The organism is Micromonospora echinospora (assembly GCF_014203425.1).
Classification (GTDB): domain Bacteria; phylum Actinomycetota; class Actinomycetes; order Mycobacteriales; family Micromonosporaceae; genus Micromonospora; species Micromonospora echinospora_A.
The window spans coordinates 6261767-6287036 of sequence record NZ_JACHJC010000001.1; the positions used below are offsets into that span (position 1 = coordinate 6261767).

At 72.9% G+C, this 25270-nt stretch carries 23 protein-coding genes; 12 read left to right on the forward strand and 11 right to left on the reverse strand.

From position 1 onward, the window contains the following. Positions 1 to 6: 6 nt before the first annotated feature. Positions 7 to 885 (reverse strand): tryptophan 2,3-dioxygenase, encoded by an 879-nt coding sequence (locus FHU28_RS28130; protein WP_184687689.1) that lies wholly within the window; start codon positions 883 to 885, stop codon positions 7 to 9. Between the two features lie 148 nt (positions 886 to 1033). On the opposite strand from FHU28_RS28130, the gene FHU28_RS28135 reads away from it, so the two are divergent. From FHU28_RS28135 to FHU28_RS28145, 3 genes are all read left to right on the forward strand, one after another. Then, on the forward strand, positions 1034 to 1474 hold the full coding sequence (locus FHU28_RS28135) for an Lrp/AsnC family transcriptional regulator (protein ID WP_184687692.1): 441 nt from the start codon (positions 1034 to 1036) through the stop codon (positions 1472 to 1474). A gap of 79 nt (positions 1475 to 1553) precedes the next feature. Next, the gene (locus FHU28_RS28140; protein WP_184687694.1) at positions 1554 to 2063 is read left to right on the forward strand and encodes a hypothetical protein; all 510 of its coding nucleotides are present in this window, start codon (positions 1554 to 1556) and stop codon (positions 2061 to 2063) included. A 12-nt stretch (positions 2064 to 2075) separates the two neighbouring features. Then, positions 2076 to 2939, forward strand: coding sequence for a class F sortase (locus tag FHU28_RS28145; RefSeq protein WP_184687697.1), 864 nt, complete (start codon positions 2076 to 2078; stop codon positions 2937 to 2939). Positions 2940 to 2948: 9 nt separating this feature from the next. On the opposite strand, the gene FHU28_RS28150 is transcribed toward FHU28_RS28145, so the two are convergent. Beyond that, entirely contained in the window at positions 2949 to 3488 is a 540-nt protein-coding gene (locus tag FHU28_RS28150) for an HNH endonuclease (RefSeq protein WP_184687700.1), read from the reverse strand. A 198-nt stretch (positions 3489 to 3686) separates the two neighbouring features. After that, entirely contained in the window at positions 3687 to 5144 is a 1458-nt protein-coding gene (locus tag FHU28_RS28155; protein ID WP_184687702.1) for a D-glucuronyl C5-epimerase family protein, read from the reverse strand. Positions 5145 to 5320: 176 nt separating this feature from the next. Between FHU28_RS28155 and FHU28_RS28160 the strand changes: the two genes are divergently transcribed. The 3 genes from FHU28_RS28160 to FHU28_RS28170 all read left to right on the forward strand — a co-directional run bounded on the left by FHU28_RS28160 (position 5321) and on the right by FHU28_RS28170 (position 8451). Further along, entirely contained in the window at positions 5321 to 6376 is a 1056-nt protein-coding gene (locus FHU28_RS28160; RefSeq protein ID WP_311773668.1) for a mechanosensitive ion channel family protein, read from the forward strand. Positions 6377 to 6612: 236 nt separating this feature from the next. After that, complete coding sequence (locus tag FHU28_RS28165; RefSeq protein ID WP_184687707.1) at positions 6613 to 7986, forward strand: MFS transporter; 1374 nt, start codon at positions 6613 to 6615, stop codon at positions 7984 to 7986. 78 nt (positions 7987 to 8064) lie between these two features. Continuing rightward, positions 8065 to 8451 (forward strand): globin, encoded by a 387-nt coding sequence (locus FHU28_RS28170; protein WP_184689995.1) that lies wholly within the window; start codon positions 8065 to 8067, stop codon positions 8449 to 8451. Between the two features lie 12 nt (positions 8452 to 8463). Here FHU28_RS28170 and FHU28_RS28175 read toward each other — a convergent pair whose 3' ends face one another. The 4 genes from FHU28_RS28175 to ettA form a co-directional block, all read right to left on the reverse strand. Beyond that, positions 8464 to 9048: a type III secretion system chaperone family protein gene (locus tag FHU28_RS28175; RefSeq protein WP_184687709.1), complete on the reverse strand. Its 585-nt coding sequence runs from the start codon at positions 9046 to 9048 to the stop codon at positions 8464 to 8466. A gap of 131 nt (positions 9049 to 9179) precedes the next feature. Further along, on the reverse strand, positions 9180 to 9845 hold the full coding sequence (locus tag FHU28_RS28180; protein ID WP_184687711.1) for a DUF8185 domain-containing protein: 666 nt from the start codon (positions 9843 to 9845) through the stop codon (positions 9180 to 9182). Beyond that, positions 9842 to 10285 carry an acyl-CoA thioesterase gene (locus tag FHU28_RS28185; RefSeq protein ID WP_184687713.1) on the reverse strand — a complete coding sequence of 148 codons (444 nt, stop codon included), beginning with the start codon at positions 10283 to 10285 and terminating at the stop codon, positions 9842 to 9844. Before FHU28_RS28185 ends, FHU28_RS28180 begins: the two co-directional genes overlap by 4 nt. Continuing rightward, a complete protein-coding gene (ettA, locus tag FHU28_RS28190; protein ID WP_184687715.1) occupies positions 10278 to 11954 on the reverse strand; it encodes an energy-dependent translational throttle protein EttA in 1677 nt (558 codons plus the stop codon). Before ettA ends, FHU28_RS28185 begins: the two co-directional genes overlap by 8 nt. A 214-nt stretch (positions 11955 to 12168) precedes the next feature. Here ettA and FHU28_RS28195 point away from each other — a divergent pair, with 214 nt between their 5' ends. From FHU28_RS28195 to otsB, 4 genes are all read left to right on the forward strand, one after another. Continuing rightward, positions 12169 to 12450 carry a hypothetical protein gene (locus FHU28_RS28195; RefSeq protein WP_221453314.1) on the forward strand — a complete coding sequence of 94 codons (282 nt, stop codon included), beginning with the start codon at positions 12169 to 12171 and terminating at the stop codon, positions 12448 to 12450. Beyond that, a complete protein-coding gene (locus tag FHU28_RS28200; protein WP_184687717.1) occupies positions 12428 to 12829 on the forward strand; it encodes a hypothetical protein in 402 nt (133 codons plus the stop codon). Before FHU28_RS28195 ends, FHU28_RS28200 begins: the two co-directional genes overlap by 23 nt. A gap of 141 nt (positions 12830 to 12970) precedes the next feature. Next, positions 12971 to 14371: an alpha,alpha-trehalose-phosphate synthase (UDP-forming) gene (locus FHU28_RS28205; protein ID WP_043328887.1), complete on the forward strand. Its 1401-nt coding sequence runs from the start codon at positions 12971 to 12973 to the stop codon at positions 14369 to 14371. Then, positions 14368 to 16968, forward strand: coding sequence for a trehalose-phosphatase (otsB, locus tag FHU28_RS28210; RefSeq protein WP_184687726.1), 2601 nt, complete (start codon positions 14368 to 14370; stop codon positions 16966 to 16968). The genes FHU28_RS28205 and otsB overlap by 4 nt, the downstream gene beginning before the upstream one ends. A gap of 190 nt (positions 16969 to 17158) precedes the next feature. Here the strand turns inward: otsB and cobA are convergent, their stop codons facing one another. From cobA to cobC, 3 genes are read right to left on the reverse strand one after another with little or no spacing between them, the layout of a single operon-like run. Beyond that, the gene (cobA, locus tag FHU28_RS28215) at positions 17159 to 18409 is read right to left on the reverse strand and encodes a uroporphyrinogen-III C-methyltransferase (RefSeq protein WP_184687728.1); all 1251 of its coding nucleotides are present in this window, start codon (positions 18407 to 18409) and stop codon (positions 17159 to 17161) included. Next, a complete protein-coding gene (gene cobT / locus FHU28_RS28220) occupies positions 18406 to 19476 on the reverse strand; it encodes a nicotinate-nucleotide--dimethylbenzimidazole phosphoribosyltransferase (RefSeq protein WP_184690000.1) in 1071 nt (356 codons plus the stop codon). The genes cobA and cobT overlap by 4 nt, the downstream gene beginning before the upstream one ends. Then, entirely contained in the window at positions 19476 to 20558 is a 1083-nt protein-coding gene (gene cobC, locus FHU28_RS28225; RefSeq protein WP_184687731.1) for an Rv2231c family histidinol phosphate aminotransferase CobC, read from the reverse strand. The genes cobT and cobC overlap by 1 nt, the downstream gene beginning before the upstream one ends. Before the next feature lie 121 nt (positions 20559 to 20679). Here cobC and FHU28_RS28230 point away from each other — a divergent pair, with 121 nt between their 5' ends. Next, complete coding sequence (locus tag FHU28_RS28230) at positions 20680 to 22812, forward strand: transglycosylase domain-containing protein (RefSeq protein ID WP_184687733.1); 2133 nt, start codon at positions 20680 to 20682, stop codon at positions 22810 to 22812. A 126-nt stretch (positions 22813 to 22938) separates the two neighbouring features. On the opposite strand, the gene FHU28_RS28235 is transcribed toward FHU28_RS28230, so the two are convergent. Beyond that, positions 22939 to 24309: a cobyrinic acid a,c-diamide synthase CobB gene (locus FHU28_RS28235; protein ID WP_184687735.1), complete on the reverse strand. Its 1371-nt coding sequence runs from the start codon at positions 24307 to 24309 to the stop codon at positions 22939 to 22941. 134 nt (positions 24310 to 24443) lie between these two features. On the opposite strand from FHU28_RS28235, the gene FHU28_RS28240 reads away from it, so the two are divergent. After that, the gene (locus FHU28_RS28240; protein ID WP_184687737.1) at positions 24444 to 25268 is read left to right on the forward strand and encodes an SURF1 family cytochrome oxidase biogenesis protein; all 825 of its coding nucleotides are present in this window, start codon (positions 24444 to 24446) and stop codon (positions 25266 to 25268) included. The last annotated feature ends 2 nt before the right edge of the window (positions 25269 to 25270 follow it).

The window sequence follows — 25270 nt, forward strand, 5'->3', positions numbered from 1 at the left end:
CTCTCGTCACATCGCGGTGCGGGCCGACCACAGCTCCGGGAAGACCACCCGGGCCATGCTGCGCTGCAACCATGCCAGTCCGGCGGAACCGCCGCTGCCGACCTTGGCGCCCATGGTGCGCTGCACGGCCTTGACGTGGTTCCAGCGCCAGTCGCCGAACTCCTCGGCGATCTCGGTCAGCGCGTCGCCGAGCAGGCGCAGGTGGTTCTCCGGGCCGCTGTCGCCGTAGATCCGGACCCAGGCCGCCTCGATCGCCGGGTGCGCCTCGTGCTCGCCGTTCACGTCCCGCTCCAGCAGCTCGGCCGGCACGTCGAAGCCCTTGCGGGCCAGCAGCGCCACCACCTCGTCCCAGAGGCTCGGCGTGGCCAGCGCGGCGGTCAGCTCGTCGTACACGTCGGTCTGCCGGCGGAACGGGCGGATCAGCGCGCGGTCGCGCAGGCCGAGCAGGAATTCCAGCTGCCGGTACATCGCGGACTGGAAGCCGGAGCCCTCGCCGAGCCGGTCGCGGAAGCGGTTGAAGTCGGCCGGGCTCATCCAGCGCAGGCCGTGCCAGGCGCCGTTGAGGCCCTCCAGGTGCAGGGCGGCCCGGCGCAGCGGAGGCAGCGCCTCCCAGATCCGGTCCTCGCGCAGCTCGCGCTTGGCGTGCCGCAGCTCGTGGCAGGTCAGCCCGAAGTACAGCTCCATGATCTGGCTGACCATCAGGAAGGACATTTCGCCCGGGTCGTCGCTGAGCGGCTCCTGGAGCCGGTGCAGGGTGCTGGCCCGTACGTAGGCGTCATACGGCACGCGCTCGGCGAATTCCAGCGTCGGCTCGCCGCCGTTGCGTGCCGCCCGAGCCGCCCGTTCCTGGGGGGTTACCGGGCGCACCGCCGTCGTCTGTTCCACAGTCGTTCTCCGTCCGTGCGCGGGGTAGACGTCATGATCCCGCTGGTGGGCGGCCGAATGGAATGCCTGTTCAACGGCGGTATGGTGGTCTCACCTCGCGAACCGAAACCATCTCGCGTCGCTCCCTTTACGGAAGAAAGGTCCCCGCGTGGACGACATGGACTGGGCGTTGCTGCGTGAGCTCCAGGCCGACGCCCGGCTCTCGTACAGCGAGTTGTCCCGCCGGGTCCACCTCTCCCCGCCCGCTGTGGCCGAACGGGTGCGGCGGCTGGAGGAGTCCGGCGTGATCACCGGCTACCACGCCCACGTCGACCTCCCCCGGGCCGGACGCACAGTGCTCGCCCTGATCCGGATGTCCTGCTACGGCGCGCGCTGCATCCTCAACGACCCCGAGGTCTCCGGCTGGCCGGAGATCATGGAGATCCACCGGATCACCGGGGACGCGTGCAGCATGCTCAAGGTCGCGGCCACGAACATGGGCGAGTTCGAGGAGGTCATCGACCGGCTCGCCCCGTACGGCCAGCCGTCCAGCACGATGGTGCTCTCCACGCCGCTGGCCTGGCATCCCGTGGTGAAGGCGCCTCGTTAGCTTCCCCTGCCCCCCGGGAAAGCAGGCGCCGCTGCCCGTCAGTGGGTCCGGCGCACCGTCGCGCCGGGAGGGGGGAACCATGCGAGGGCTCCTGTCACACCGCGTGCTGTCGTCCGTACTGGGCCTGTTCGGCCTGGTCGCGGCGTTCGTCCTGGCCACCGCGCCACCGGCGCGGGCCGGGGAGAGCGTGTTCATCGAAGTGACGCCGAACAGCGTCCAGGCCGGTTCCCGGGTGAACCTGCGGGCCGGCTGCGACAACAGCAACAACCGCCAGGCCCAGGTCACCTCGGACGCCTTCGGGCGGGTGACGCTGCGACCCGACAACGGCTTCCTCACCGGCTCGGTCACCGTGCCCGGCAACAAGGCGCCCGGCGACTACCCGGTGAACCTGGACTGCTCCAACGGCAACACCGCCTCGACCATGCTCACCGTGCTGAACATGGCGCAGCCGAGCAAGGGACCGGCGACCGGCGGCGGGGGCGCCGCGGGCGGCCGGGGCACGGGCTCGCTGCTGCTGGTCGGCGGCCTGGTGGCGGTAGCCGTGGTGGCCGGCGTGAGCGCCCGCCGCAAGACCGGTAACCGCGTCTGACGAGGCGCCGCAATGGCCCGCTCATCGCGCCGCCGGGACCGCGCCGGCCCGGCGACGGACCGCACCCGCCGCCGCGCCGCCGGCCGCCGGTCGCGGGAGCACGCCGGACGGCTCCGGGCCGCGCTGCGGCTGACGTCCCGGGCCGCACGCCGGTTCGCCCACGTCGCCGGGCACGCCGTCACGGCCAGCGTCACCACCGCCGACCCGCGGTCCGGGCCGGTTCCGGCCCGGACCGCCACGACCACCACCCGCCGGTACGCGCCGAGCCGCCACCCGGGCGTCCCGGTGCTCGTGGTGGCGAGCGTGATGGCGCTGATCGTGGCCATGCTCGGGCTGGAACGGGTGACCGGGGTCAGCGTGCTGCCGGACCGGATCGTCGCCGGCCTGCGCCCGCCGCCGAAGAAGTTCCCGGTGCTGCCGGCCAGCCCACCGACGGGCCTGAGCATCGGCAAGCTCGACCTGCGCGCGCCGGTGCACCGCGTCGGCATCGCGCCGGACGGCAGCATCGACGTGCCGGACGTGGACCGGGCCGGCGAGGTCGGCTGGTACGACCAGGGCCCCACCCCCGGCCAGTACGGCCCGGCCGTGCTCGTCGGGCACGTCGACACCACCACCGGGCCGGCCGTCTTCCACGGGCTGAAGGACCTCGACGACGGCGACCGGATCGAGGTGACCCGCGAGGACCGCTCGGTGGCGGTGTTCGAGGTGACCTCGATCGAGCGGTACGGCAAGGAGAAGCTGCCGGTGGAGGACGTCTACGGCGACTTCAGCCGGCCCAACCTGCGGTTGATCACCTGCGGTGGGCGCTGGGTGGGCGGGGAGACCGGGTACGCGGACAACCTGGTCGTCTACGCCGCGCTGGTCAAGGCGCGCTGAGCGCGCCGGTCAGGCCGCCTCGGACTCGGACTCGCGCAGGTCGAGCCAGTCCGCCCAGCGCGGGTCGGGCGCTCGGTGCCCGAGGACCCGCCAGGCCGCCCCTTTCGGGGCGGCCGGCAGGTGGTGCAGCCGCCAGCCCAGCTCGGCCGGCGTCTTGTCGCCTTTGGTGTGGTTGCACCGCGCGCAGGCGGCGACCACGTTCTCCCAGGCGTGCCGGCCGCCCCGGCTGCGCGGGAAGACGTGGTCGATGGTCTCCGCCGGCCCCCGGCAGTACGCGCACCGCCACCCGTCGCGGGCGAACACGGCCCGCCGGGACAGCCCGACGTGGGTGCGGTAGGGCACCCGGACGTAGCGGGTCAGGCGTACCACCGAGGGCACCGGTAACGCGTTGCGCGCGCTGTGCAGGACGCCCTCGCCGTCGGCCACGCAGATCGCCTTGGCGGAGAGGACGAGGATCGCGGCACGACGCACCGACACGACGCACAGGGGTTCGTAGGTGGCGTTGAGAACGAGCGCACCGGAGCCCGCCGTGGGTCGTATGTCAGGCATCGCGCTCACCCTCCCGGTCCAGCCGCTCCCGCCGCCTGCGCGCCGGAACCGCCCGCGACAGCGCGGAACGACTCCGACGCAGGCCGGATCACCGACGTCCGTTGCGCCAATAGTCCCTGATCGCGCCCTCGATTGCACGCACGAATCTGCAAGCGGCCCGCCGGATCACCCGCATCGGGGCGGTTCGCGCCCGTCGCTCTACGCCGTGCCGACGCCACGCAGGGTGTCGAGCCGGATCCACTGGCCGGCGTGGGCGCCGGAGGCCAGACGGTAGTGCTGGACGCCGTCGAGGGCGGCGCGCAGATTCACAGTCACGGTGTCGCCGACGGCGAGGCCGGCGGTCACCGCCGTCACCTTCCCGGCGTCGTCCAGGGAGTACGCCCTGCCGGGCGCGGCGACGACCACTGCCGAGCGCGGGATGCGGTAGCCGATCGGAGCCGCTCTCCCGACCTGGTACGACCGGCCGGGGATCTCCTTGACCAGGTAACCGCTCAGGCTCCCCTCGCTGATGTCGTACCAGATGCCGGTCTGCCGCATCACCTTGTGCCGTTCCGCGGAGGCCGCTTCGGCAGGCCTGGTCAGGGAGATCCGCTTGCGGTCCAGGACCGTGCCGGCCGCGTCGAACTTGTAGCCGACGTGGTCCCCGGGGGCGAGCCGGATCGTTCCGGACACCCCGTACGTGGGGTGGTCGGAGTAGAACAGGTCCATGATCCCGGCGAAGGTCGGGTCGCCGGTGATCGCGTGCAGCACGGCGTGCTGGATGATGTGCGTCGAGTGGTACATGCCCGCGTCCTTGCGGTGGGTGAGGCAGTACCTGCTCCGCCACTGGCGGGTGCGGACGAGCCGGTGGGCGTCCCGGGCGGTGGTGATCGCCCCCTGGAGCATCTGCCTGGCCCGGGTGTCGCGGCTCAGGCTCCAGTAGTCCCAGAGTCCGAAGGCCGAGAAGATGTGCCCGTTGTAGGTCTGGTCGCCGCGCACCCGCGTCGGGTGGGCGTACTCCTCCAGCCAGAGCAGCCCGTCCTTGACGTAGACCCCCCACGGTTGGCCGGCCACCGGCGGGAGCAGGTAGGACGCGAACGTCGCGTCGGCCGCCTGACGCCAGTGGGTGCGGTCGCCCACGATCTGCGCCAGCCGGACGAACAGGCTCATCGCCTGTCCCTGGGCCATCATCGAGTACCACGGCGTCTCGTAGACGTCGGTGCCGCGGTGCATGGCGTGCCGGAACCGGTACGGGTAGAACCAGCCGTCCCGGCGGACGACCCGCCGGTCGATCAGGCGCTGCGCCTGCGTCATCGCCCGCCGCAGGTACACCTGCTCGCCGGTGACCCGGTAACTCTCCAGCAGGTTGATGCCGTACTGGGCCTGGGCGACGGGATGGTCGTAGAGCTTCCCGGTGAGCAGCGCCATGCGTACGCCGTGCTTGTCGTGCGTGCCCGTGTCGACGATCGGCAGCCGGACGCCGCTGTAGTAGGGCCGCTGCCCCTGCGGCAGGTCGCGGATCTCGAACGGGTCGCTGCGGAACTTGACAGGCGATTCGGCCGACCACCTCGCCGCGCCGGTCGCCACCAGCGGCGCTGCGCCGGCCGCCGCCGCCACCACCGTCAGCACCTGACGACGGGACCAGGATCGGCGGGCGCCTAAGAGCTCCTCCGTCATGTCGCTTTCCCCCTTGCTCCGCCCAACTGCGAGCTGGACGGCCAGTCGCGGGGCCCCCGTGCGGGCCGGGGCGTTCCTGCCGCCCCTCGGTACAACGGAGCAGGAAGGAGGGCGGGTTGCCCGGCCGACGGTGGGTCCGCGCCGGACGGGCGCCGCGCGTGCGGTACGAAAGCACTGTGAATCTCTCCGACCTGATCTCCGCCCTGCTGTCCGCCGTCTCCGACCGGCGGCCGGACTGCCAGGGCAGCAGCTCCTGCGAGTGGGTGTACCGGGTCACCGACTCCGCCTGGTTCGCCGAGAGCAGCTACTGGATCCTGTTCAAGCCGCTGCGGGTGGCGCTGATCCTGCTGCTCGCGGTGGCGACCCGCTGGGCGCTGCACCGGACCATCAACCGGCTGGTGCGGACCACCACCGAGGGCGCGGTGCCGACGATGCTCCGCCCGCTGCGGGAGCGGATTCCCAGCGCCACACCGGACCCGGACCAGTTCGTGCCGGAGCGGCGGCGGCAGCGGGCCGAGGCGATCGGGTCGGTGCTGCGCAGCATGGTCACCGCGTTCGTGTTCGGCATCGCGTTGCTGATGGTGCTCAAGGAGTTCAGCTTCGACCTGGCCCCGCTGCTCGCCAGCGCGGGCATCGCCGGTGTGGCGCTCGGTTTCGGCGCGCAGAGCCTGGTCAAGGACCTGATCGCCGGCCTGTTCATGTTGATCGAGGACCAGTACGGCGTCGGCGACACTGTCGACCTCGGCGAGGCGACAGGCGTGGTGGAGGCGGTGGGACTGCGGGTGACCACGGTCCGTGACGGCCGCGGGGTGCTCTGGTACATCCGCAACGGGGAGATCGTCCGCGTCGGCAACAAGAGCCAGGGCTGGGCCCTGGTCGTGGTCGACCTGCCGATCGGCTTCGCCGGCACCGAGGACGCCACCGCCGTGCTGCGTACCGCGGCGGCGTCGGTGGCGCTGGACCCGGAGCTGGCGCCGAAGATCGTCGAGGCGCCGGAGGTCCTCGGCGTCGAGCAGATCACCGTGGACGGCGCGGTGATCCGTACCGTCGTCAAGACCACCGCGGACGGGCAGTTCGCGGTGGGCCGGGAGCTGCGCCGCCGCCTCGCCGAGGCGCTGGAGAACTCCGGTATCACCGCCCGGATCGCGGCGGCCCGGCTCTTCCCGGGGCTGCCGCCGCAGACGCCGACGCCGTCCGCGGCCGAGGGCACGGGTACCAGCGGACCCACCTGAGTCGCCGGACAAGCCGGACTATTTTCCGGGGGTCGCGCTCCGCGCGGCCCCTCGGGTATCGTCCGTTCGGTTCAGTCGGAGATGCGACGATCAATCCGTTCGCCCTAGCCAGTTGTCAGACGATCGGGCAGAATCCGGTGAACACGCTCCACCGGGGAGCGTGCTCGTGTCCTCGCTGATCGGTTGATCTGACGACGGTTCCCGGTCGGGCCATCACAAGTGGTCGACCAGGAACGATGGAGGCGACGGTGTCCGACGAGCGACCCGCCCAGGAGGGCCCGGCCACCTTCCGCGACGTGTTCGGTCAGCCGGAGTTCCGGGCGCTGTTCGCCGCCAACATCCTCTCCTGGGTCGGCGACTATCTCGCCAAGGCCGCTGTCACCGTGCTCGTGCTGCGCGAGACCGAATCGGTAGCGCTCTCCGCCGCCGCCTTCGCGGTCAGTTATCTGCCCTGGCTGCTCGGTGGCCCGTTGCTCTCCGCGCTCGCCGAGCGGCACCGCTACCGCCGGGTCATGGTGATCTGCGACCTGATCCGGATGGCGCTGATGCTGCTCGTCGCCATGCCGTTCATGCCGGCCTGGTCGATCCTCGCGCTGATCTTCCTGGCCACGCTCGCCAATCCACCGAGCCAGGCGGCGCGCTCGGCGGTGATGCCGCAGATCCTCACCGGCGACCGGCTGGTGGTGGGCCTGTCCGCGTTCACCAGCGCGTCCCAGGCTGCCCAGGTCGTCGGCTACCTGATCGGCGCGACCATCGCCGCGCTGAATCCGAACGCCGCGCTGCTCGTCAACGCGGCGACCTTCGCCCTGTCGGCCCTGCTGGTCCGCGTCGGCGTACGCGACCGGCCGTCGACGATGACCGCGAGGCACCGCAGCCACCTGCTGCGGGAGACCGGCCAGGGCTTCCGGATCGTCTTCGAGCGGCCGGTGCTGCGGGCCATCGCGCTGCTGGTGTTCAGCGCGATGCTGTTCTCGATCGTCCCGGAAGGGCTGGCCGCCGGCTGGGCCGCCGAACGCACCGACGGCGCGATGGACGCCGGTACCGCCCAGGCGGTCATCATGGCCGCCGGTCCGGTCGGGTACGTCCTCGGCGGGCTGATCATCGGACGGCTGGTCGCCCCGGCGCGCCGATTGGCGCTGATGCGGCCGCTGATGGTCATCGCGCCCGCGGTGCTCGTGCCCGCGCTCCTCGACCCGACCCCGTCGGTGGTGGCGCTGCTCGCCGCCGCGTGCGGCTTCGCGGTCGCCGGGCTGGTGCCGGTCGCCAACGGGCTTTTCGTGCAGGCCCTGCCGGACGGCTACCGGGCCCGGGCGTTCGGGGTGATGGCCACCGGCACCCAGGTCATCCAGGGCGCCGCGGTGCTCGCCACCGGCGCCCTCGCCGAACGGTTCTCCGTCCCGTCGGTGGTCGGCGCGTGGAGCGCGGCGGGCGTGCTGCTCATGCTCGTCGCGGCGTTCGCCTGGCCCCGGCCGCGCACCATCGACGCGGCGATCGCGGCCGCCCGCGCCGAGTCGTCCGCGGACCCCCTCGCGCCCACGCACACCGCGCAGGGCCCGGCGGCGGCCGACCGGGGCCGCGAGCACGGTCGGCGCCGGCACGCGGTGACGTGATCCGCGCCGCCCCGCGGGCGGGCGCGGCTGCGGGGCCGTACCTGGCAGGATGGAAGCGTGACTTCCCCAGGCGAGTCGATGACCCTCTTCGAGGCGATCGGTGGTGAACCGGCCTTCCGTAAGCTGGTGGACGAGTTCTATGCCGGCGTCGCCGAGGACCCGGTGCTGCGGCCGATGTACCCGGAGGAGGATCTGGGCCCGGCGGCGGACCGGCTGACCCTCTTCCTCATCCAGTACTGGGGTGGCCCGCACACCTATTCCGAGCAGCGCGGGCACCCCCGGCTGCGGATGCGGCACGCCCCGTTCCGGATCGGCGCCGCCGAGCGGGACGCCTGGCTGCTGCACATGCGCCGGGCGGTGGACGCGCTGGACCTGCCGCCGCAGCTCGCCGCCGCGCTCTGGGACTACCTGGAGCGGGCCGCGTACTTCATGGTGAACGTGATGGAGGACCCGGCCGCCGGCTGAGCCGCCCGGCTCTCAGAGCAGCGCGCCCTCGTCGTGCAGCCAGTCGACGAACGTGGTGGCGACCGCGGCGCCGCAGTCGAGCATCTCGACGAGCAGCGCGTCGTGGGCCCCGGCTCCGAGCGGGACCTGGAGTTCGGCGTAGATCGGGAGCTGGCCGCGCTCGGTCGGGTCGCCGATGTACGCCTTGCAGAAGCGGCGGGTGTGGTTCCACTCGTTCACCACCCGGTACGCCCGGTCGGCCCAGTCCGGCGGGACTGTCGCGTGCGGGCGGGCCCGCATCACCAGGATCTCGTCCTCCGGGCCCTCCAGCGCGACGAGCACGGCGTGCCGCTCCCACATGGCCAGCAGGTTGCCGCCGCCGTCGGCCAGGTAGCGCACGTCCAGCAGGTCGAGCGCGTCGCAGACCCGGCTCAGGGTGACCGGGGCGACAGTGGCCGGCATGTCGGCCAGGGCCGGGCGCTCGGGCACCGGCGCGTCGTCTCCCGGTTGGCGCGGGGTCGGTGGTCCGACCCGGATGGTGTCATCCACTGTGACTCCGCTTCGAGTCTCCGGTTCGCCGCCAGCGGCGGGACCAGGGCGCCATGACCACCACGGCATCGCTCGCGCACCTCACTCCCCAGCGGATCCAATCGCCTACGGTGCGTTGGATCCGAGGAAGGACGGTACCCGGACAGACGGCATGAGGCATCCCCCCAACGACCGCCCCAAACCGGAAGGCCGATGACGGGTCATACGTTCGGACGACCCGGTGTCGGCCTGAGTGCAAGATCGGCGACAGTACGCGACCAGACCGCGCCGAATGGACCGACGAGCCCGACCCACCGGCCCGCGGCCCGCACCTGAACGTCGTCCTCGCCGCTGCCGGCGAAACCCATCCGAACCAGGCCCTGCACCAGCCGCTGCGACACCTCCACCGGCGTCCGCGGGTCCTCGTCCGGCGTCACCACCACCGCGACGTGGTCCAGCAGCGCGTCCCGCAGCACCCGCTGGCCGACCGCCCGACCGGCCACCCCGTGCGTGGCCGCCTCGCGCAGCGTCCCGGCCGCCGCCTCCGCGATCCGGCGCAGCTCCGCGCCGGGCAGCGACTCCACCGCCCGGCTCGCGCCCGGCGGCAACTGCCAGCGCCAGCCGTCGTCCCGGCGTACCGGCAGCGCCGCGCCCCCGGCGGTGAGTTCGGCGAGCAACTCCCCCGCCCCGACGGTGACGTCCCCGGGGGCGTCGCCGGGCACGGTACGGACCACGAGCACCCCCCAGGGCAGCCGCGCCCAGAGGGCCGTACGCCCGGCGCCGGGCACCGGCCGCAGGCGGACCACTGTGGCCGGGTCGAACCGGACCAGCCGGGCCAGGAAGGCGCCCGCGTCGGCCACCCCGGTCAGCCCGTGCCCGGTCGTCATCCGGTCAGCCCCGGCGCGTAGCGGAGCAGGAACGCGCGCTCGTCCGGCGAGATCCGGCGTGGCCGCTGGGCGGCGAGGTCGAACGGCACCAGCACCGACCGGGCGGTGCTGGCCAGCGTGTCGCCGTCGTACAGCTCGTACGCGACCGAGAACGAGGCGTTGCGGATCTCGTCCACCCACAGCTCGATCCGCACGGTCGGGGCCGCCTCCGCGCTGGCCCGGCCGAGCGCGTAGTCGACCGGGCGCAGGTAGTCGACCTCGTGCCGCCGGATGACCACCCCGTCGGCGAACGAGCCCACTCCCCACGCCCGGCCGCCGGCGAACATCATCGCCACCCGGGCCTCCTCGTAGAGCGTGAGGAAGCGGGCGTTGTTGATGTGGCCGTACGCGTCCAGGTCGGACCAGCGCAGCGCGCAGTGGTAGACGAAGCGGTCAGTCACGGGTGAGCTTGCGGTAGGTCACCCGGTGCGGCCGGGCGGCCTCGGCGCCGAGGCGGTCGATCTTGTTCTTCTCGTACGCCTCGAAGTTGCCCTCGAACCAGAACCACTTCGCCGGGTCCTGGTCGTCGCCCTCCCAGGCCAGGATGTGCGTGGCGACCCGGTCCAGGAACATCCGGTCGTGGGAGATGACCACGGCGCAACCGGGGAACTCCAGCAGCGCGTTCTCCAGGCTGGACAGCGTCTCCACGTCCAGGTCGTTCGTCGGCTCGTCGAGCAGGATGACGTTGCCGCCGATCTTCAGCGTCAGCGCCAGGTTGAGCCGGTTGCGCTCGCCGCCGGAGAGCACCTTCGTCGGCTTCTGCTGGTCCGGCCCCTTGAAGCCGAACGCCGCGATGTACGCGCGGGACGGCATCTCGACCTTGCCCACCATGAGGTGGTCCAGCCCGTCGGAGACGACCTCCCAGACCGTCTTGTCGCCGTCCAGACCCTGCCGGTTCTGGTCGACGTACGACAGCGAGACGGTCTCGCCGACCCGGACCGAGCCGCTGGTCGGCTGCTCCAGCCCGACGATCGTCTTGAACAGCGTGGTCTTGCCGACGCCGTTCGGGCCGATGATGCCGACGATGCCGTTGCGGGGCAGCGAGAACGACAGGTTGTCGATCAGCACCCGGTCGCCGAACGCCTTGGTCAGGTTCTGCGCCTCGATGACGGTGTTGCCCAGGCGCGGGCCCGGCGGGATCTGGATCTCCTCGAAGTCCAGCTTCCGGGTCTTCTCCGCCTCGGCGGCCATCTCGTCGTAGCGGTCCAGACGGGCCTTGGACTTGGTCTGCCGCGCCTTGGCGTTCGAGCGGACCCACTCCAGTTCCTCGGAGAGGCGCTTCTTCATCTTGGCGTCGCGGCGTCCCTCGACGGAGAGCCGGGCGGCCTTCTTCTCCAGGTAGGTCGAGTAGTTGCCCTCGTACCCGATGGCCCGGCCGCGGTCCAGCTCCAGGATCCAGCCGGCCACGTTGTCCAGGAAGTACCGGTCGTGGGTGATCGCCAGGACGGTGCCGGCGTACTTGGCCAGGTGCTGCTCCAGCCACTGCACGCTCTCCGCGTCCAGGTGGTTGGTGGGCTCGTCGAGCAGCAGCAGGTCCGGCGCCTCCAGCAGGAGCTTGCACAGCGCCACCCGGCGGCGCTCACCGCCGGAGAGCGTGGTCACGTCGGCGTCCGGCGGCGGGCAGCGCAGCGCGTCCATCGCCAGTTCGAGCTTGGAGTCGATGTCCCACGCGTCGGCGTTGTCCAGGTCCTCCTGGAGCTTGCCCATCTCCTCCATCAGCTCGTCGGAGTAGTCGGTGGCCATCTGCTCGGCGATCGCGTTGAACCGCTCCAGCTTGGCCTTGGTCTCGGCGACCGCCTCCTCGACGTTGCCGAGGACCGTCTTGGCGTCGTTGAGCGGCGGCTCCTGGGCGAGCATGCCGACGGAGTAGCCGGGCATGAGCCGGGCCTCGCCGTTGCTCGGCCGGTCGAGCCCTGCCATGATCTTGAGGAGGCTGGACTTACCGGCGCCGTTCGGACCGACCACACCGATCTTGGCCCCCGGCAGGAAGTTCAGCGTCACGTTGTCGAGCACGACCTTGTCGCCGTGCGCCTTGCGCGCCTTGTCCAGGACGTAGATGAACTGGGCCACGGTGCGGGCTACCTCCGTCGGTTGCGATCGCGGGCTTGTCGGGTGCGGGGCGCGGGCGTCGATCTCCGCCCGCCGCCGCCGGCCGGGAGCCGGCCGCACGCACGCCACCGTCAATCCTGACAGGTACGGACCGCCACGCCCACATCACCCCACCCCAGCGGTACGGCGGCGCGCCTCCTTGCCGACACCGGTACTACTCGTTAACGTCGCCAGTATGACCAAGAAGATCGCCATCAGCGTGCCCGACGACGTGGCCGAACGACTGGCCCAGGAGCCGAACGTCTCCGCGTTCGTCACCGAGAGCGTGCGGCAGCGGATGGCGGGAGAGCGCACCCGGCGCACGCTCCGGCAGGTCGGCTTCCGGCTGTCCGACGGCGGGCTCGCCGACGCGGGCCACGCGCTCGACGCGGCCCAGGCGAAGATCACCCCGGAACTGCGCGCCCGGGCCGCCGCGTTGCTGAACGAGTCGTCACGTGGACGGCAGACCCGTGACTGACCCCGGGCTGGTGCTCGACACCGCCTGCCTGCTGGCCTACTCGGACGGCACCGAGGCGGTCGGGGAGCAGATCGCGTCGGTCGCGGACCGGGGGCAGTCGGTGATCTTGCCGGCGCTGTGTCTCGCCGAGGCGTACCGGCAGGTGGCCGTCGACGGCTGGCGCCTGCTGGACATCCTCGGCGATCTCGACCACGTGGTCGTCACCCCCGTGGCGCACGACATGTGCATGTTCCTCGGCGGCTGGTCGCGCACGCTCCTGAGCATGGACCTCGCCCAGGTGGCGCTGGAGGCCGCACGGGCCACCACACCGATCATGAGCGACCGGCGGGAACTGCTCGGTGAGGTGCTGCCGAAGGAGTGGCCGATCATCGACCTCTGAGCCACCGGTGTCGACAAGATCACGCGGTGGGTTCGGCGGTTCTGGGACGGGTAGGTAACTCCGGCACGGGGCAACAGAGGCCGCAGCTACGCTCAGTACGCTCATCGCGGTGGACCCGTCAGTACCCGGAGGTGGCCGATCGTGACCGTCCGTAGCTCCTTTGTCGTAGTGGCCAACCGCCTGCCGGTCGACGAGGTGAGCACACCCGAAGGGCGGCAGTGGCGGCGCAGCCCGGGCGGGCTGGTCACCGCGCTGCACCCGGTGCTGGCCGAGCACCAGGGCACCTGGGTGGGGTGGGCCGGCGGCACCGGCGCCGCGCCCGAGCCGTTCGACCTGGAGGGCATCCGGCTGCACCCGGTGCCGCTGAGCGCCGAAGAGCTGGAGCGCTACTACGAGGGCCAGTCGAACGCGACGATCTGGCCGCTCTACCACGACGCGGTGGAGACGCCCGCCTACAAGCGGCGCTGGCGTGAGGCGTACCGATTGGTCAACGCCCGGTTCGCGGAGGCCGCCGCCGACGTGGCGGCCGAGGGCGCCACCGTCTGGGTCCAGGACTACCAGCTCCAGCTGGTGCCGGCGATGCTCCGCGAGCTGCGGCCGGACCTGCGGATCGGCTTCTTCCTGCACATCCCGTTCCCGCCGATCGAGCTGTTCATGCAGATGCCGTTCCGCACCGAGATCCTGCGCGGCCTGCTCGGCGCGGACCTCGTCGGTTTCCAGCAGCGGCTGGCGGCGCAGAACTTCGTACGCCTGGCCCGGCACCTGCTCGGCCTGCGCTACGAGGGCCAGATGATCCAGGTCGACGGCCGGCAGGTGAAGGCCGGCGCGTTCCCCATCTCAATCGACACCAAGGAGATGGAGCGACTGGCCGAGGACCCGGCGATCCAGGCCCGCGCCAAGCAGATCCGTGAGGAGCTGGGCAACCCGAAGACCATCATCCTGGGCGTCGACCGGCTCGACTACACCAAGGGCATCGAACTCCGCCTGAAGGCCTTCCGCGAACTCCTTGCTGACGGAAAGTTGACAGTTCCCGACGCGGTTATGGTGCAGGTCGCCACGCCCAGCCGCGAGCGTGTGGAGCACTACCAGGCACTTCGGGTGAAGGTGGAACGCGAGGTTGGCCGGATCAATGGTGAATTCGGCCGGGTCGGCGTGCCTGCAGTGCATTATCTGCATCAGTCGTACAGTCGCTCCGAACTGGCCGCGATGTACGTCGCGGCCGACGTCATGATGGTGACCCCGCTGCGAGACGGAATGAATCTGGTGGCCAAGGAGTACGTCGCATCGCGCGCCGACCAGGGCGGCGCGCTCGTGCTCAGTGAGTTCGCCGGCGCTGCCACGGAGCTGCGCCAGGCGTTCCTGTGTAATCCGCACGACCCGGACGCGGTGAAGGACGCGTTGCTGCGGGCCGTGCATGTCGAAAAGCCCGAAGCCCGCCGCCGGATGCGCGTCATGCAGCGCCATCTGCGCAGCCACGACGTGGGCCACTGGGCCAAGTCGTTCCTCAGCGAGCTCGGCGTCGGAGATACGGAGGCTGCGTGACCTCGCCCGCCCTCGCCGCCGCCCACGGCGGCGTGCTGGATCCCGAACTGCGTGCCGCGATCGGCCGCATCGCCCGGGTTCCGCAGCTTCTGGTCGCCTGCGACTACGACGGCACGCTGGCGCCGATCGTCGAGGACCCGAGCAAGGCCGTGCCGCTGCCGGAGTCGGTGGCCGCGGTACGCGCCCTGGCCTCGCTGCCGCAGACCAGCGTCGCGGTCGTCTCCGGCCGCGCGCTGCGCGACCTGGCCACGCTCTCCCGGCTACCAAGCGAGGTGCACCTCGTCGGCAGCCACGGCTCGGAGTTCGACATCGGATTCGTCGAACGCCTCACACCCGAGCTGATCGCGGTCCGGCACCGGCTCCGCGAGGCGCTGCGGGAGATCGCCGCCGCGCACCCGGGCATCCGCCTGGAGCGCAAGCCCGCGAGCGTCGCCGTGCACACCCGCGGCGTCGACCCGCACGTCGCCGCCCGGGCCGTCGAGGCGGTCCGCAGCGGACCGGCGACCTGGGACGGCGTGACAGTCACCCAGGGCAAGGAAGTCATCGAGCTGTCGGTGGTGGTCACCAACAAGGGCACCGCCGTCGACCAGCTCCGTACCCAGCTCGCCGCCAGCGCGGTGCTGTTCATCGGCGACGACGTCACCGACGAGAACGCCTTCGGCAACCTGGCCGGGCCGGACGTCGGCATCAAGATCGGTCCCGGGGAGACCCGGGCCGACTACCGGGTGGCCCAGCCGATCGAGGCGGCCCGGGCGCTCGGGCTGCTGCTGGAGACGCGGCGGCACTGGCTCTTCGGCGAGCGGGCGGTGCCGATCGAGCGGCACTCGATGCTCGCCAACGGCCGTACCGTCGCGCTCGTCACCCCCGAAGCCAAGATCACCTGGCTGTGCCACCCGAAGCCCGACTCGGCGGCGATCTTCGCCGATCTGGTCGGCGGCAGCCCGGCCGGGCACTTCACGGTCGGCCCGGAGCGCGGCGGCATCCCGCTCGGCCAGCGTTACCGCAGCAACACGATGACCGTGGAGACCCGCTGGTCCGGCCTGACCGTGACCGACTGGCTCGACCTTCCGGTACGGCAGACCACGCCGGACGACCCGGCCGTGGTCAGCGGCGACTCGACACTGGTCCGGGTGCTCAGCGGCACCGGACGGGCCCGCGTCGAGTTCGCGCCACGCCCCGAGTTCGGCCAGGTCGCGGTGCAGCTCCAGCCGCTCGACGACGGCCTGCTGGTGCTCGGCTCCAACGAGCCGGTCGCGCTGCACTCCCCCGGCGTCGAGTGGGAGGTCACAAACGACGCCGGGTACGAGACCGCGAAGGCGGTGGTCGACCTGTCGGCGGCCGGCGGCCAGGTGGTGCTGGAGCTGCGCTTCGGCACGCAGAGCCTGGAGCCGCACCGGCTGCCGGCGCACGAGCGGCAGGCCGCCGCCGAGCAGCCCTGGAAGGACTGGGTGGCCTCGCTGCGGCTGCCCGCCACCGCCCGGGACCTGGTCGCCCGCAGCGCGCTGACGCTGCGCGGGCTCTGCCACGAGCCGACCGGCTCGATCCTCGCCGCGGCCACCACCTCGCTGCCGGAGGAACTGGGTGGTGTCCGCAACTGGGACTACCGCTACTGCTGGCTGCGCGACGCCGCGATGACCGCCCGCGCGCTTGTCGACCTCGGCTCCACCGAGGAGGCCGAAGGGCTGCTGCGCTGGATCGACGGCGTTGTCGAGCGCACCGGCGGGCACCCGGAGCGGCTGCACCCGCTCTACACGGTGGACGGCTTCGAGCTGGGCGCCGAGGCGGTCATCGACACGCTGCCGGGGTATGCCGGCTCCCGGCCGGTACGGGTCGGCAACCTCGCCAACCACCAGCTCCAGCTCGACGTGTTCGGCCCGGTCGCGGACCTGATCGCGGCAGTGGCCGACGCCCGGGGCTCGATCCGCGACGACGAGTGGCGGGTCCTGGAGAACATGGTCGAGGCGGTACGCCGCCGCTGGCACGAGCCCGACCACGGCATCTGGGAGGCCCGCCTCCCACCGCGGCACCACGTCTTCTCCAAGGTCATGCTTTGGATGACAGTGGACCGGGCGCTGCACGTGGTGCGGCGGCACGGCGGCGAGGACCGGCCCGAGTGGGTCGAGCTGCGCGACCGGATCGCCTCGAACGTGCTGGAGCACGGCTGGCACCCGGAGGCCGAGGCGTACAGCGTGGCCTACGGCTACGAGGAGATGGACGCCTCGTCGCTGTGGATCGGCATCTCCGGGCTGCTCGCCGGCGACGACCCGCGCTTCCTCTCCACAGTGCTCAAGATCGAGGCGGAGCTGCGCAGCGGCCCGGTCGTCTACCGGTACCACTGGGACGACGGCCTGCCCGGCCGCGAGGGCGGCTTCCACATCTGCACGTCGTGGCTGATCGAGGCATACCTGCGCACCGGCCGCCGCAGCGATGCCGAGGAGCTGTTCACCCAGATGGTCGACACGGCCGGGCCGACCGGGCTGCTCCCGGAGCAGTACGACCCGCTGGCCGAACGCGGGCTGGGCAACCACCCGCAGGCGTACAGCCACCTGGGCCTGATCCGCTGCGCCCTGCTGCTGGACAACATGCTCAAGCAGTGACCTGACCGAAGCGCCCGGACGGCGGCGGGAGACCCAACGGTCCCCCGCCGCCGTCCCCGCCCCACCCCCCGCCCCGCCTGGTCGGCGATCTTGCACTTGCTGCCCAGATAAATGGGCTGTAACGGGCAACTGACGGGCACCAAGTGCAAGATCGGCGGGGCGGGGCGGGGCGGGGCGGAGGGCGGGCGGGTCAGGCCGGGGTGTGGGGGGTCAGGGCGTGCACGACGTCGCCGACCACGACGATCGCGGGCGGGCGCAGCGCGGCGGCCTCGACGTCGGCGGCGACAGTGGCGAGCGTGCAGCGCAGCGTCCGCTGGCCCGCTGTGGTGCCCTCCTGGATCACCGCGGCCGGGGTGTCCGCCGGCTTGCCGTGCGCGATCAGGGTCGCGGCGATCGCGGCGAGGTTCTTCAGCCCCATCAGGATCACGAGCGTGCCGCGCAGCCCGGCCAGCGCCTCCCAGCGCACCAGCGACGCGGGCGAGTCGGGCGCGACGTGCCCGGAGACCACTGTGAACTCGTGCGCCACTCCCCGGTGGGTCACCGGGACGCCCGCCACCTCGGGCACCGCGACCGCGCTCGTCACCCCGGGCACCACTGTCACCGGCACGCCCGCCTCGGCGCAGGCGAGCAGCTCCTCGCCGCCTCGGCCGAAGACGTACGGGTCGCCGCCCTTGAGCCGCACCACCAACTTGCCGGCCCGCGCCCGGTCCACCAGGATCCGGTTGATCTCCTCCTGGGCGCGCGACGGCCCGTACGGGATCTTGGACGCGTCGACCAGCTCGACGTCGGGGCGCAGCTCGTCCAGGAGCAGTCCGGGCACGAGCCGGTCGGCGACGACCACCTCGGCCTCGGTGAGCAGCCGCCATCCCTTCACGGTGATCAGCTCCGGGTCACCCGGCCCGGCGCCGACCAGCGCGACTCGCCCGCCGGTGTTAACAGGGGGCCCTTCCTCTACCTGAGGCGTTAACGGGGGGCCCTTCCTTGCGAGCAGCTCGCGGACGGCGTCGCGGACGGCCATCGCGCGCCGAGGGTCGCCGCCGCCGAGGACCGCCACCGTGACCGGGCCGTGCCGGGTCACCGCCGGGGTCCACGCGCTCGCCGCCGACCTGTCGTCGGCGCGGACGCAGAAGATCCGCCGCTCGGCCGCGGCGGCGCTGACCGCCGCGGCGGCGGCCCGGTCGTCCACAGCCACCTGGACCAGCCAGGCGCCGTCCAGGTCGCCGGGGGCGAACCGGCGCGGCTCCCAGTGCAGCCGCCCGGCGTCGACGTGCGCGCGCAGCGCCGGGGTCAGCTCGGGCGACACCAGCAGGACGTCCGCGCCGGCGTCGAGCAGCGCCGGCACCCGCCGGGTGGCGACCGCTCCCCCGCCCACGACGACCACGCGCCGCCCGTCCAGCCGCAACCCCAGGGGGTACGGGCTGGGCGACGTCGGTCCGGTCACTTCTCCGCCACCCCGGCGGAGTCGAACGTGGCGACCTCGTGCAGTACCCGTACCGCGCCGGTGACGACCGGCAGGGCCAGCAGCGCCCCGGTGCCCTCGCCGAGCCGGAGCCCCAGGTCGATCAACGGCTCCAGGCCGAGGTGCCGCAGCGCCGCCGTGGCGCCCGGCTCGGCGCTGCGGTGCCCGGCGACCATGGCGCCCACCGCATCCGGCGCGAACGCGGCGGCGGCGAGCGCGGCGCTCACCGCGATCACGCCGTCGAGCAGCACCGGCACCCGGCGGGCGGCGGCGCCCAGGATCAGGCCGGTCAGCGCGGCGTGCTCCAGGCCGCCGACCGCCGCGAGGACGCCCAGCGGGTCGGCCGGGTCGGGCTGGTGCCGGGCCAGCGCGGCGCGCACCACCGCCACCTTGCGGGTGTACGTCTCGTCGTCGACCCCGGTGCCCCGGCCGGTGGCCGCCTCGGCGTCCACGCCGGAGAACGCGGCGATGAGCGTGGCCGACGGGGTGGTGTTGCCGATGCCCATGTCGCCGGTGAGCAGGATGCCCGCCCCGGCGTCGATCAGCTCGCCCGCGACCCGGATGCCGGTCTCGAGCGCCGCGCGGGCCTCGTCCCGGGTCAGCGCGGCGGTGACCGTCATGTCCCGGGTGCCGGCGCGGACGTTCGCGGCCACCAGACGCGGCCCGGCCGGATCGGCGGATTCGGCGCCAGGGACCGGGGTGGCCACGCCGACGTCCACCACCGTGACCGAGGCGCCGGCCTGCCGGGCGAACGCGTTGACCACCGCGCCGCCGGCCAGGAAGTTGGCGATCATCTGGGCGGTGACCTCCTGCGGCCACGGGGTCACGCCCTGGGCGTGCACGCCGTGGTCACCGGCGAAGATCGCCACCGCGGCCGGCTCGGGCAGCGGCGGCGGGCAGGCGCCGGCCAGCCCGGCGAGGCGTACCGAGAGCGGCTCCAGGGCGCCGAGCGAGCCGGCGGGCTTGGTCAGCCGGCCCTGCAACTCGCGCGCCGCCGCCATGGCGGCCTCGTCCAGCGACCGGATCGCCGCGACTGTGGACTCCAGCATCATGCCTCCAGGATCCCTGCCAGCGTCCTGATGAACGCGTCCGTGGTGCCCGGGTCGCGTACCGCGATCCGGAGCCAGTCCGGGCCGAGCCCGGGGAACGTGTCGCCCCGGCGTACCGCCCAGCCGAGCGCGCGCAGCCGCTCCCGCACCTCGGCGGCGCCGGCGAGGTGGATCAGCACGAAGGCGCTGGCCGGGCGCCCCGCCACGCGTACCCCCGGCAGGCCGGACAGGCGGGCCACCAGGTGGTCGCGGTCGGCGGCGAGTTCGGCGGCGATGGCGCGTTCGGCGGCGACGGCGGCCGGCGTGGCGCAGGCGGTGGCGGCGGCGAGCGCCGGGGTGGAGACCGCCCAGAGCGGCTGCGCGGCGGCGAACCGGGCCAGCAGCGCGGCGTCGCCGAGCAGGTAGCCGATCCGCAGCCCGGCCAGGCCCCAGGTCTTGGTGAGGCTGCGCACCACTACGAGGCCGGGCAGGTCGCGGCGGGCGGCGAAGGACTCGGGCTCGCCGTCGACGCCGGGCGCGGCGGTGGTGTCGGCGAACGCCTCGTCGACCACGAGCACCCGACCGGGACGGGCCAGCGCGGCGATCGTGCCCGCCGGGTGCAGGACCGAGGTCGGGTTCGTGGGGTTGCCGATCATGACCAGGTCGGCGTCGTCCGGGACGCGGGCCGGGTCCAGGCGGAAGCCGTCGGCCGGGTCGAGCAGGACGCGGTCCACCCGGTGCCCGGCGGCCCGCAGCGCTGCCTCCGGCTCGGTGAACTGCGGGTGCACCACCACCGGGCGGCGGGCATCGGACAGGGCGCGGGCGATCAGCACGAAGCCTTCGGCGGCCCCGGCGGTGAGAAGTACCTCCTCCGGGGGTCGCCCGTGCCGGTGAGCGACGGCGGCGCGGGCCGGCGCGGGGTCCGGGTACGCGGCCAGGTCGCCCAGCGCGGCGGTGACCGGGTCGGCCAGCCAGTCCGGCATCGGGGCACGGCGCACGTTCACCGCCAGGTCGACCAGGCCGGGCGTGGCCTCGGCGTCTCCGTGGTGGCCCAGGTCGGGCTCGTCGAGCGCGGCGGCGCTCCCGGTCGGTGGTGCGGGCATGTCCGCGATCCTGCCGGGAAGCCGCCGCCCGGGACAGCGCATCAGGGCGTGGGTCGCGTCACGGTCCGCTGGTTTATGAGTTCTTCTCATTTCCGAATCGGAAATGTCATAGCTTGACCGAGTGAGCAATCGTCCCCTTGCTTCCGCTGGCCGTCTCGTTCCCCTTCTCCGCGCCGGGCTGATCGCCGGCATCGTCGTCGCCGCCGCGTTGTACCCGCTGGTCGCCGTCACCGGCCTCGGGGCCAAGGCCACCGCGCACGCGATGGAACAGAAGACGAACATCCTCAAGACCGCGCTGCCGGCCGAGACCTCGTACGTCTACGCGCCGGACGGCCGGACCGTGCTGACCATGTTCTACGAGGAGTACCGGCAGTACACCAAGATCGAGAGCATGTCGCCGAACATCCAGCAGGCGATCGTCGCCGCCGAGGACAACCGCTTCTACCAGCACCACGGCGTCGACCCGAAGGGCGTGGCGCGTGCCTTCGTCTCCAACGCCCGATCCGGCGGCGTCTCCCAGGGCGCCTCGACGATCACCATGCAGTACGTGCGGATGGCGCTTCGGGACAGCGCGACCACGCCCAGGGATGTCCAGGAGGCGACTCAGCAGACCAGCCTGCGCAAGGTCAAGGAGATGCGCATGGCGATGGACATCGAGAAGCACCTGAGCAAGGAACAGATCCTGGAGCGCTACCTCAACTCGGCGTACTTCGGCCACCGCGCCTACGGGATCTACGCCGCCTCGCAGATCTTCTTCTCCAAGACCCCGGCCACGCTCACCCCGGTCGAGGCGGCCACGCTGGCCGGGCTGGTGAAGTCGCCGTCGGAGTACGACCCGATCACCTCCGACCAGAAGGACGCCACCGCCCGGCGCAACTACGTGCTGGACAACATGGCCCGCCTCGGCTACCTGTCGCCGGACGCCGCAACGGCCGCCAAGGGCCAGCCGATCAAGCTGAAGCTGACCGACCCGCCGAACGACTGCGCCGCCATCGACGGCGGGCACCGCAGCTGGGGCTTCTACTGCGACTACCTGAAGAACTGGTGGAGCTCCCAGCCCGCGTTCGGCGAGAACCGGCTGGAACGGATGGACAAGCTGCGCCGGGGCGGCTACCGGATCGTGCTCGCCGTCGACCCGAAGACCCAGGCGGCGGCCGAGAAGAACGTGGGCGCCCAGGACAACACCGGCAGCCCGTTCGCCAACGGCATCGTGGTCGCCGAGCCCGGCACCGGGCGGATCAAGGCGATGGCGGTGAACCGGAACTACTCGCTCGACCTGGCCGAGAACCCGAACAGCTCGAACCCGGAGGCCGGCCCGAAGGTCAAGGCGAACTACCCGAACACTGTGGCGCCACTGCTCGGCGGCGGGACGCTCCCGGGCTACCAGGCCGGTTCGACGTTCAAGATGTTCCCGATGCTCGCCGCGCTCAACGCCGGGATGCCGCTGTCCACCGCGTACGACTCGCCGTACACGTACAAGTCGGCCGTCTACGACGGATGGGCGCCGTCGAACGCCAGCGGCGCGATGACCGGGCGGCAGACCATGTGGTCCGGCTTCGGCAAGTCGGTGAACACGTACTTCGTCCAACTGGAGGAGAAGATCGGCGCGGACGCCGGGGTGCACCTGGCCGAGCAGCTGGGGCTGCGCTGGCGTACCGATGTGGACCGCGACCAGGCGTCACCCGCAAAGGTGAAGAAGTGGGGCGCGTTCACGCTCGGCGTCTCCGACGCCACCCCGCTGGAGATGGCGAACGCCTACGCCGCGATCGCCGCCGACGGGCGCTACTGCGAGGCGATCCCGGTCAACTCGATCATGAACCGGGACGGCACGCCCGCCACGTACACCACACCGGGCGGGGTGCAGCGGGAGGTGGCCAAGCCCCGGTGCCGGCAGGTGGTGAACGCGGACGCGGCCCGGGCCGCCACGGACGCGGCACGCTGCCCGACCGGCGACACCCCGGCCAAGGGGAGCTGCGGCGGCTGGTCGACAGCCGACAGCGTCCGCGGCACCGTGGGGCGGCCGGTCGCCGGCAAGACGGGTACGACGGACAGCACCCGGTCGGCCTGGTTCGTCGGCTACACGCCGGAGCTGGCGGCGGCGAGCTTCATCGCCGACCCGGACAATCCGTTCAACGCGGTGGGCGACGGGCAGTCGCAGATCCCGGTGAACGCGGTGGCGCAGACGCTGCGGGACTCGCTGAAGGGCCAGCCGACCCGCCAGTTCACCCCACCCTCGGACCAGATAGTCGGCTGACCCGCCCTGATCCGCCCGGGGGTGCGCCCGGGTAGTCGATCAAGGAGTTTGCGTCCGGATCGCCTGATCCGCCGACGCGAGCTCCTTGATCGGCGTTGCGGCGGGGGCAGGCCGGCACCTGACAGGTCAGGCCGGCGCGGGCACGGGGGCCAGCGCGGCGGCCACCAACCGGGCCGCGACGCCCGGGTGCGCGGCCCAGTGCGGCACGAGCTGCGAGGCGTGCACGGCCTGCCGGACGAAACCCTCCGGGTTGCCGCCCTCCCAGCGCCAGGCCGGCCGCTCACCGGCACGCGGCGTCAGCACAGCGGCGTGCTGCTTGTGCCCGGTCACCGTCGTACCGGCCGGCGCCACCACGCTGTCCGCGACCGCCGTGGCCGTTCGGTAGCCGACCACCAGGCCGTCCCGGACCGTGCCGACCGCGTCCAGCACGCCGCACATCGGCAGGCCGTCCAGCTCCCGGGCCAGCCAGAGCAGGCCGGCCCCCTCGGCGATCACCGGGCGGCCCGAGCGGGCCAGCTCGGCCACCGCGATGCAGAGGCGGCGGTTGGCGGAGAGCTGCTCCGCGTACGTCTCGGGCAACCCGCCGCCGACGACGAGCGCCCGAGCCCCGGCGGGCAGCGCCTCGTCGCGCAGCGGGTCGAGCGTGACCACCTCGGCGCCGGCGGCGCGCAGCAGCTCGGCGACCTCCGGGTGGCTGTAGGCGCCGGCCGGGCCACCGGCCAGCGCGACCACCGGGCGCTCCGCCGACGCCGGCGGGGCGTCGGCCGGCTCCGGAGACCACGGCTCCACGGTGAGCGCCGGGGCGGACCGGGCCAGCACCAGCAGCCGGTCGAGGTCGACGGTGGCCGCCACCGCCTCCCCGAGCCGGCGCACGCCGCGTTCGGCGTCGGCGTCGCCGCGCACCACTGGACCGGTGCCATGCCGCCGGGCGGGCAGGACGGGGGGCAGCTCGTGCCGGCGCAGCGCGCCGTAGACCGGTACGCCGACGTCGTCGAGCGCCTCGCGCAGCAGCGCCTCGTGCCGGGGCGAGGCCACCCGGTTGAGGATCACGCCGCCCAGCCAGAGTTCGTCGTCGTACGCCCGGAAGCCGTGCACCAGCGCGGCCACCGACTGGCCCATCGCGGCCACGTCCACCACGAGCACCACCGGGCTGCGCAGCGCGGTGGCCACCGCCGCTGTGGATTCGCTCTCCGGCCGCCCGGCGACCGAGTCGTAGAGGCCCATCGTCCCCTGCACCAGGGCGAACCCGGATCCGGCCGCGCCGTGCGCGAAGAGCGGGACGATCCGCTCCGGGCCGACCAGTCTCGGGTCGAGCGTGCGCCCGGGGCGGCCGGCGGCGAGCCCGAGGTACGCCGCGTCCACCTGGTCCGGCCCGACCTTGAAACCGGCCACCGGGAGTTCCCGGTCGGCGAGGGCCGCCAGCAGGCCGAGAGAGACGGCGCCCGTGCCGTGCCCCGAGGAGGGCGCACTCAGCACGACGCGCGGCACGTCGGTCATCATCGACTCCTGATGTGGGTGGTTTCCGCCCGCGTGACCATACCCGCCCGGCCCGGCCCGCGAGGTCCGCGCATACCGCCGTTTCTGGCTGGCGACGGCGAGTGGCATCGCTCATACGGGTAGCCTTGGCCAACGTGTACCGGTTCCTGCTGACCCCGCGCTGGCTCGGCTACCTCGCGCTGACGCTCGTCGCCGCGACGGTGATGGTTTTCCTGGGTAACTGGCAGCTGGACCGCTACCGGGGCCGGACGGCGATCAACGACCGGATCGACGCCGGAGCCACCATGACGCCCGCGCCGCTGCGCGACGCGCTGCCCGCGCCCACCGGCGGCGCGGGTGCCGTCGGTCCCGCTCCGGCCGAGGAGCTGACCTGGAGCCGGGTCACCGCCACCGGCCGGTACGACAGCACGAACACCGTCCTGATCCGCGGCCGGACCGTCGACCGGACGGTCGGCTTCGAGGTGCTCACCCCGCTGGTGCTCGCCGACGGCAGCGCGGTGCTCGTCGACCGGGGCTGGATTCCGCCCGCGCCGGGGGCCGGCGCGACGGTGCAGCCGCAGGTGCCGGCGGCGCCGGACGGCGAGGTGACAGTGACCGGCCGGGTGGTCGCCAGCGAGAGCGGCGGGGGCGGGGTCGGCCGGCGCGACGGGAAGCTGGAGGCCCGGCGCATCGACATCCCCCGCCTGGCCGAGCAGCTCCCCTATCCGGTGACCGGCGGATACGTGCTGCTCGACGGGCAGACGCCGGCCGCCGACCCGGCCTTCCAGGCGGTGCAGATCGGGCACACGAACAACTGGCAGAACTTCGGCTACGTGTGGCAGTGGTGGATCTTCGCGGTGATGAGCCTGTTCGGCTACGGCTGGGTGGCGCGCCGCGAGGCCCGGCGACTCGCCGGGCTGGACAAGCCGGGCGAGCCGGTGGACCGGGCCGCCGAGCCGGCCGCCCCCACGTCCGCCTGAGC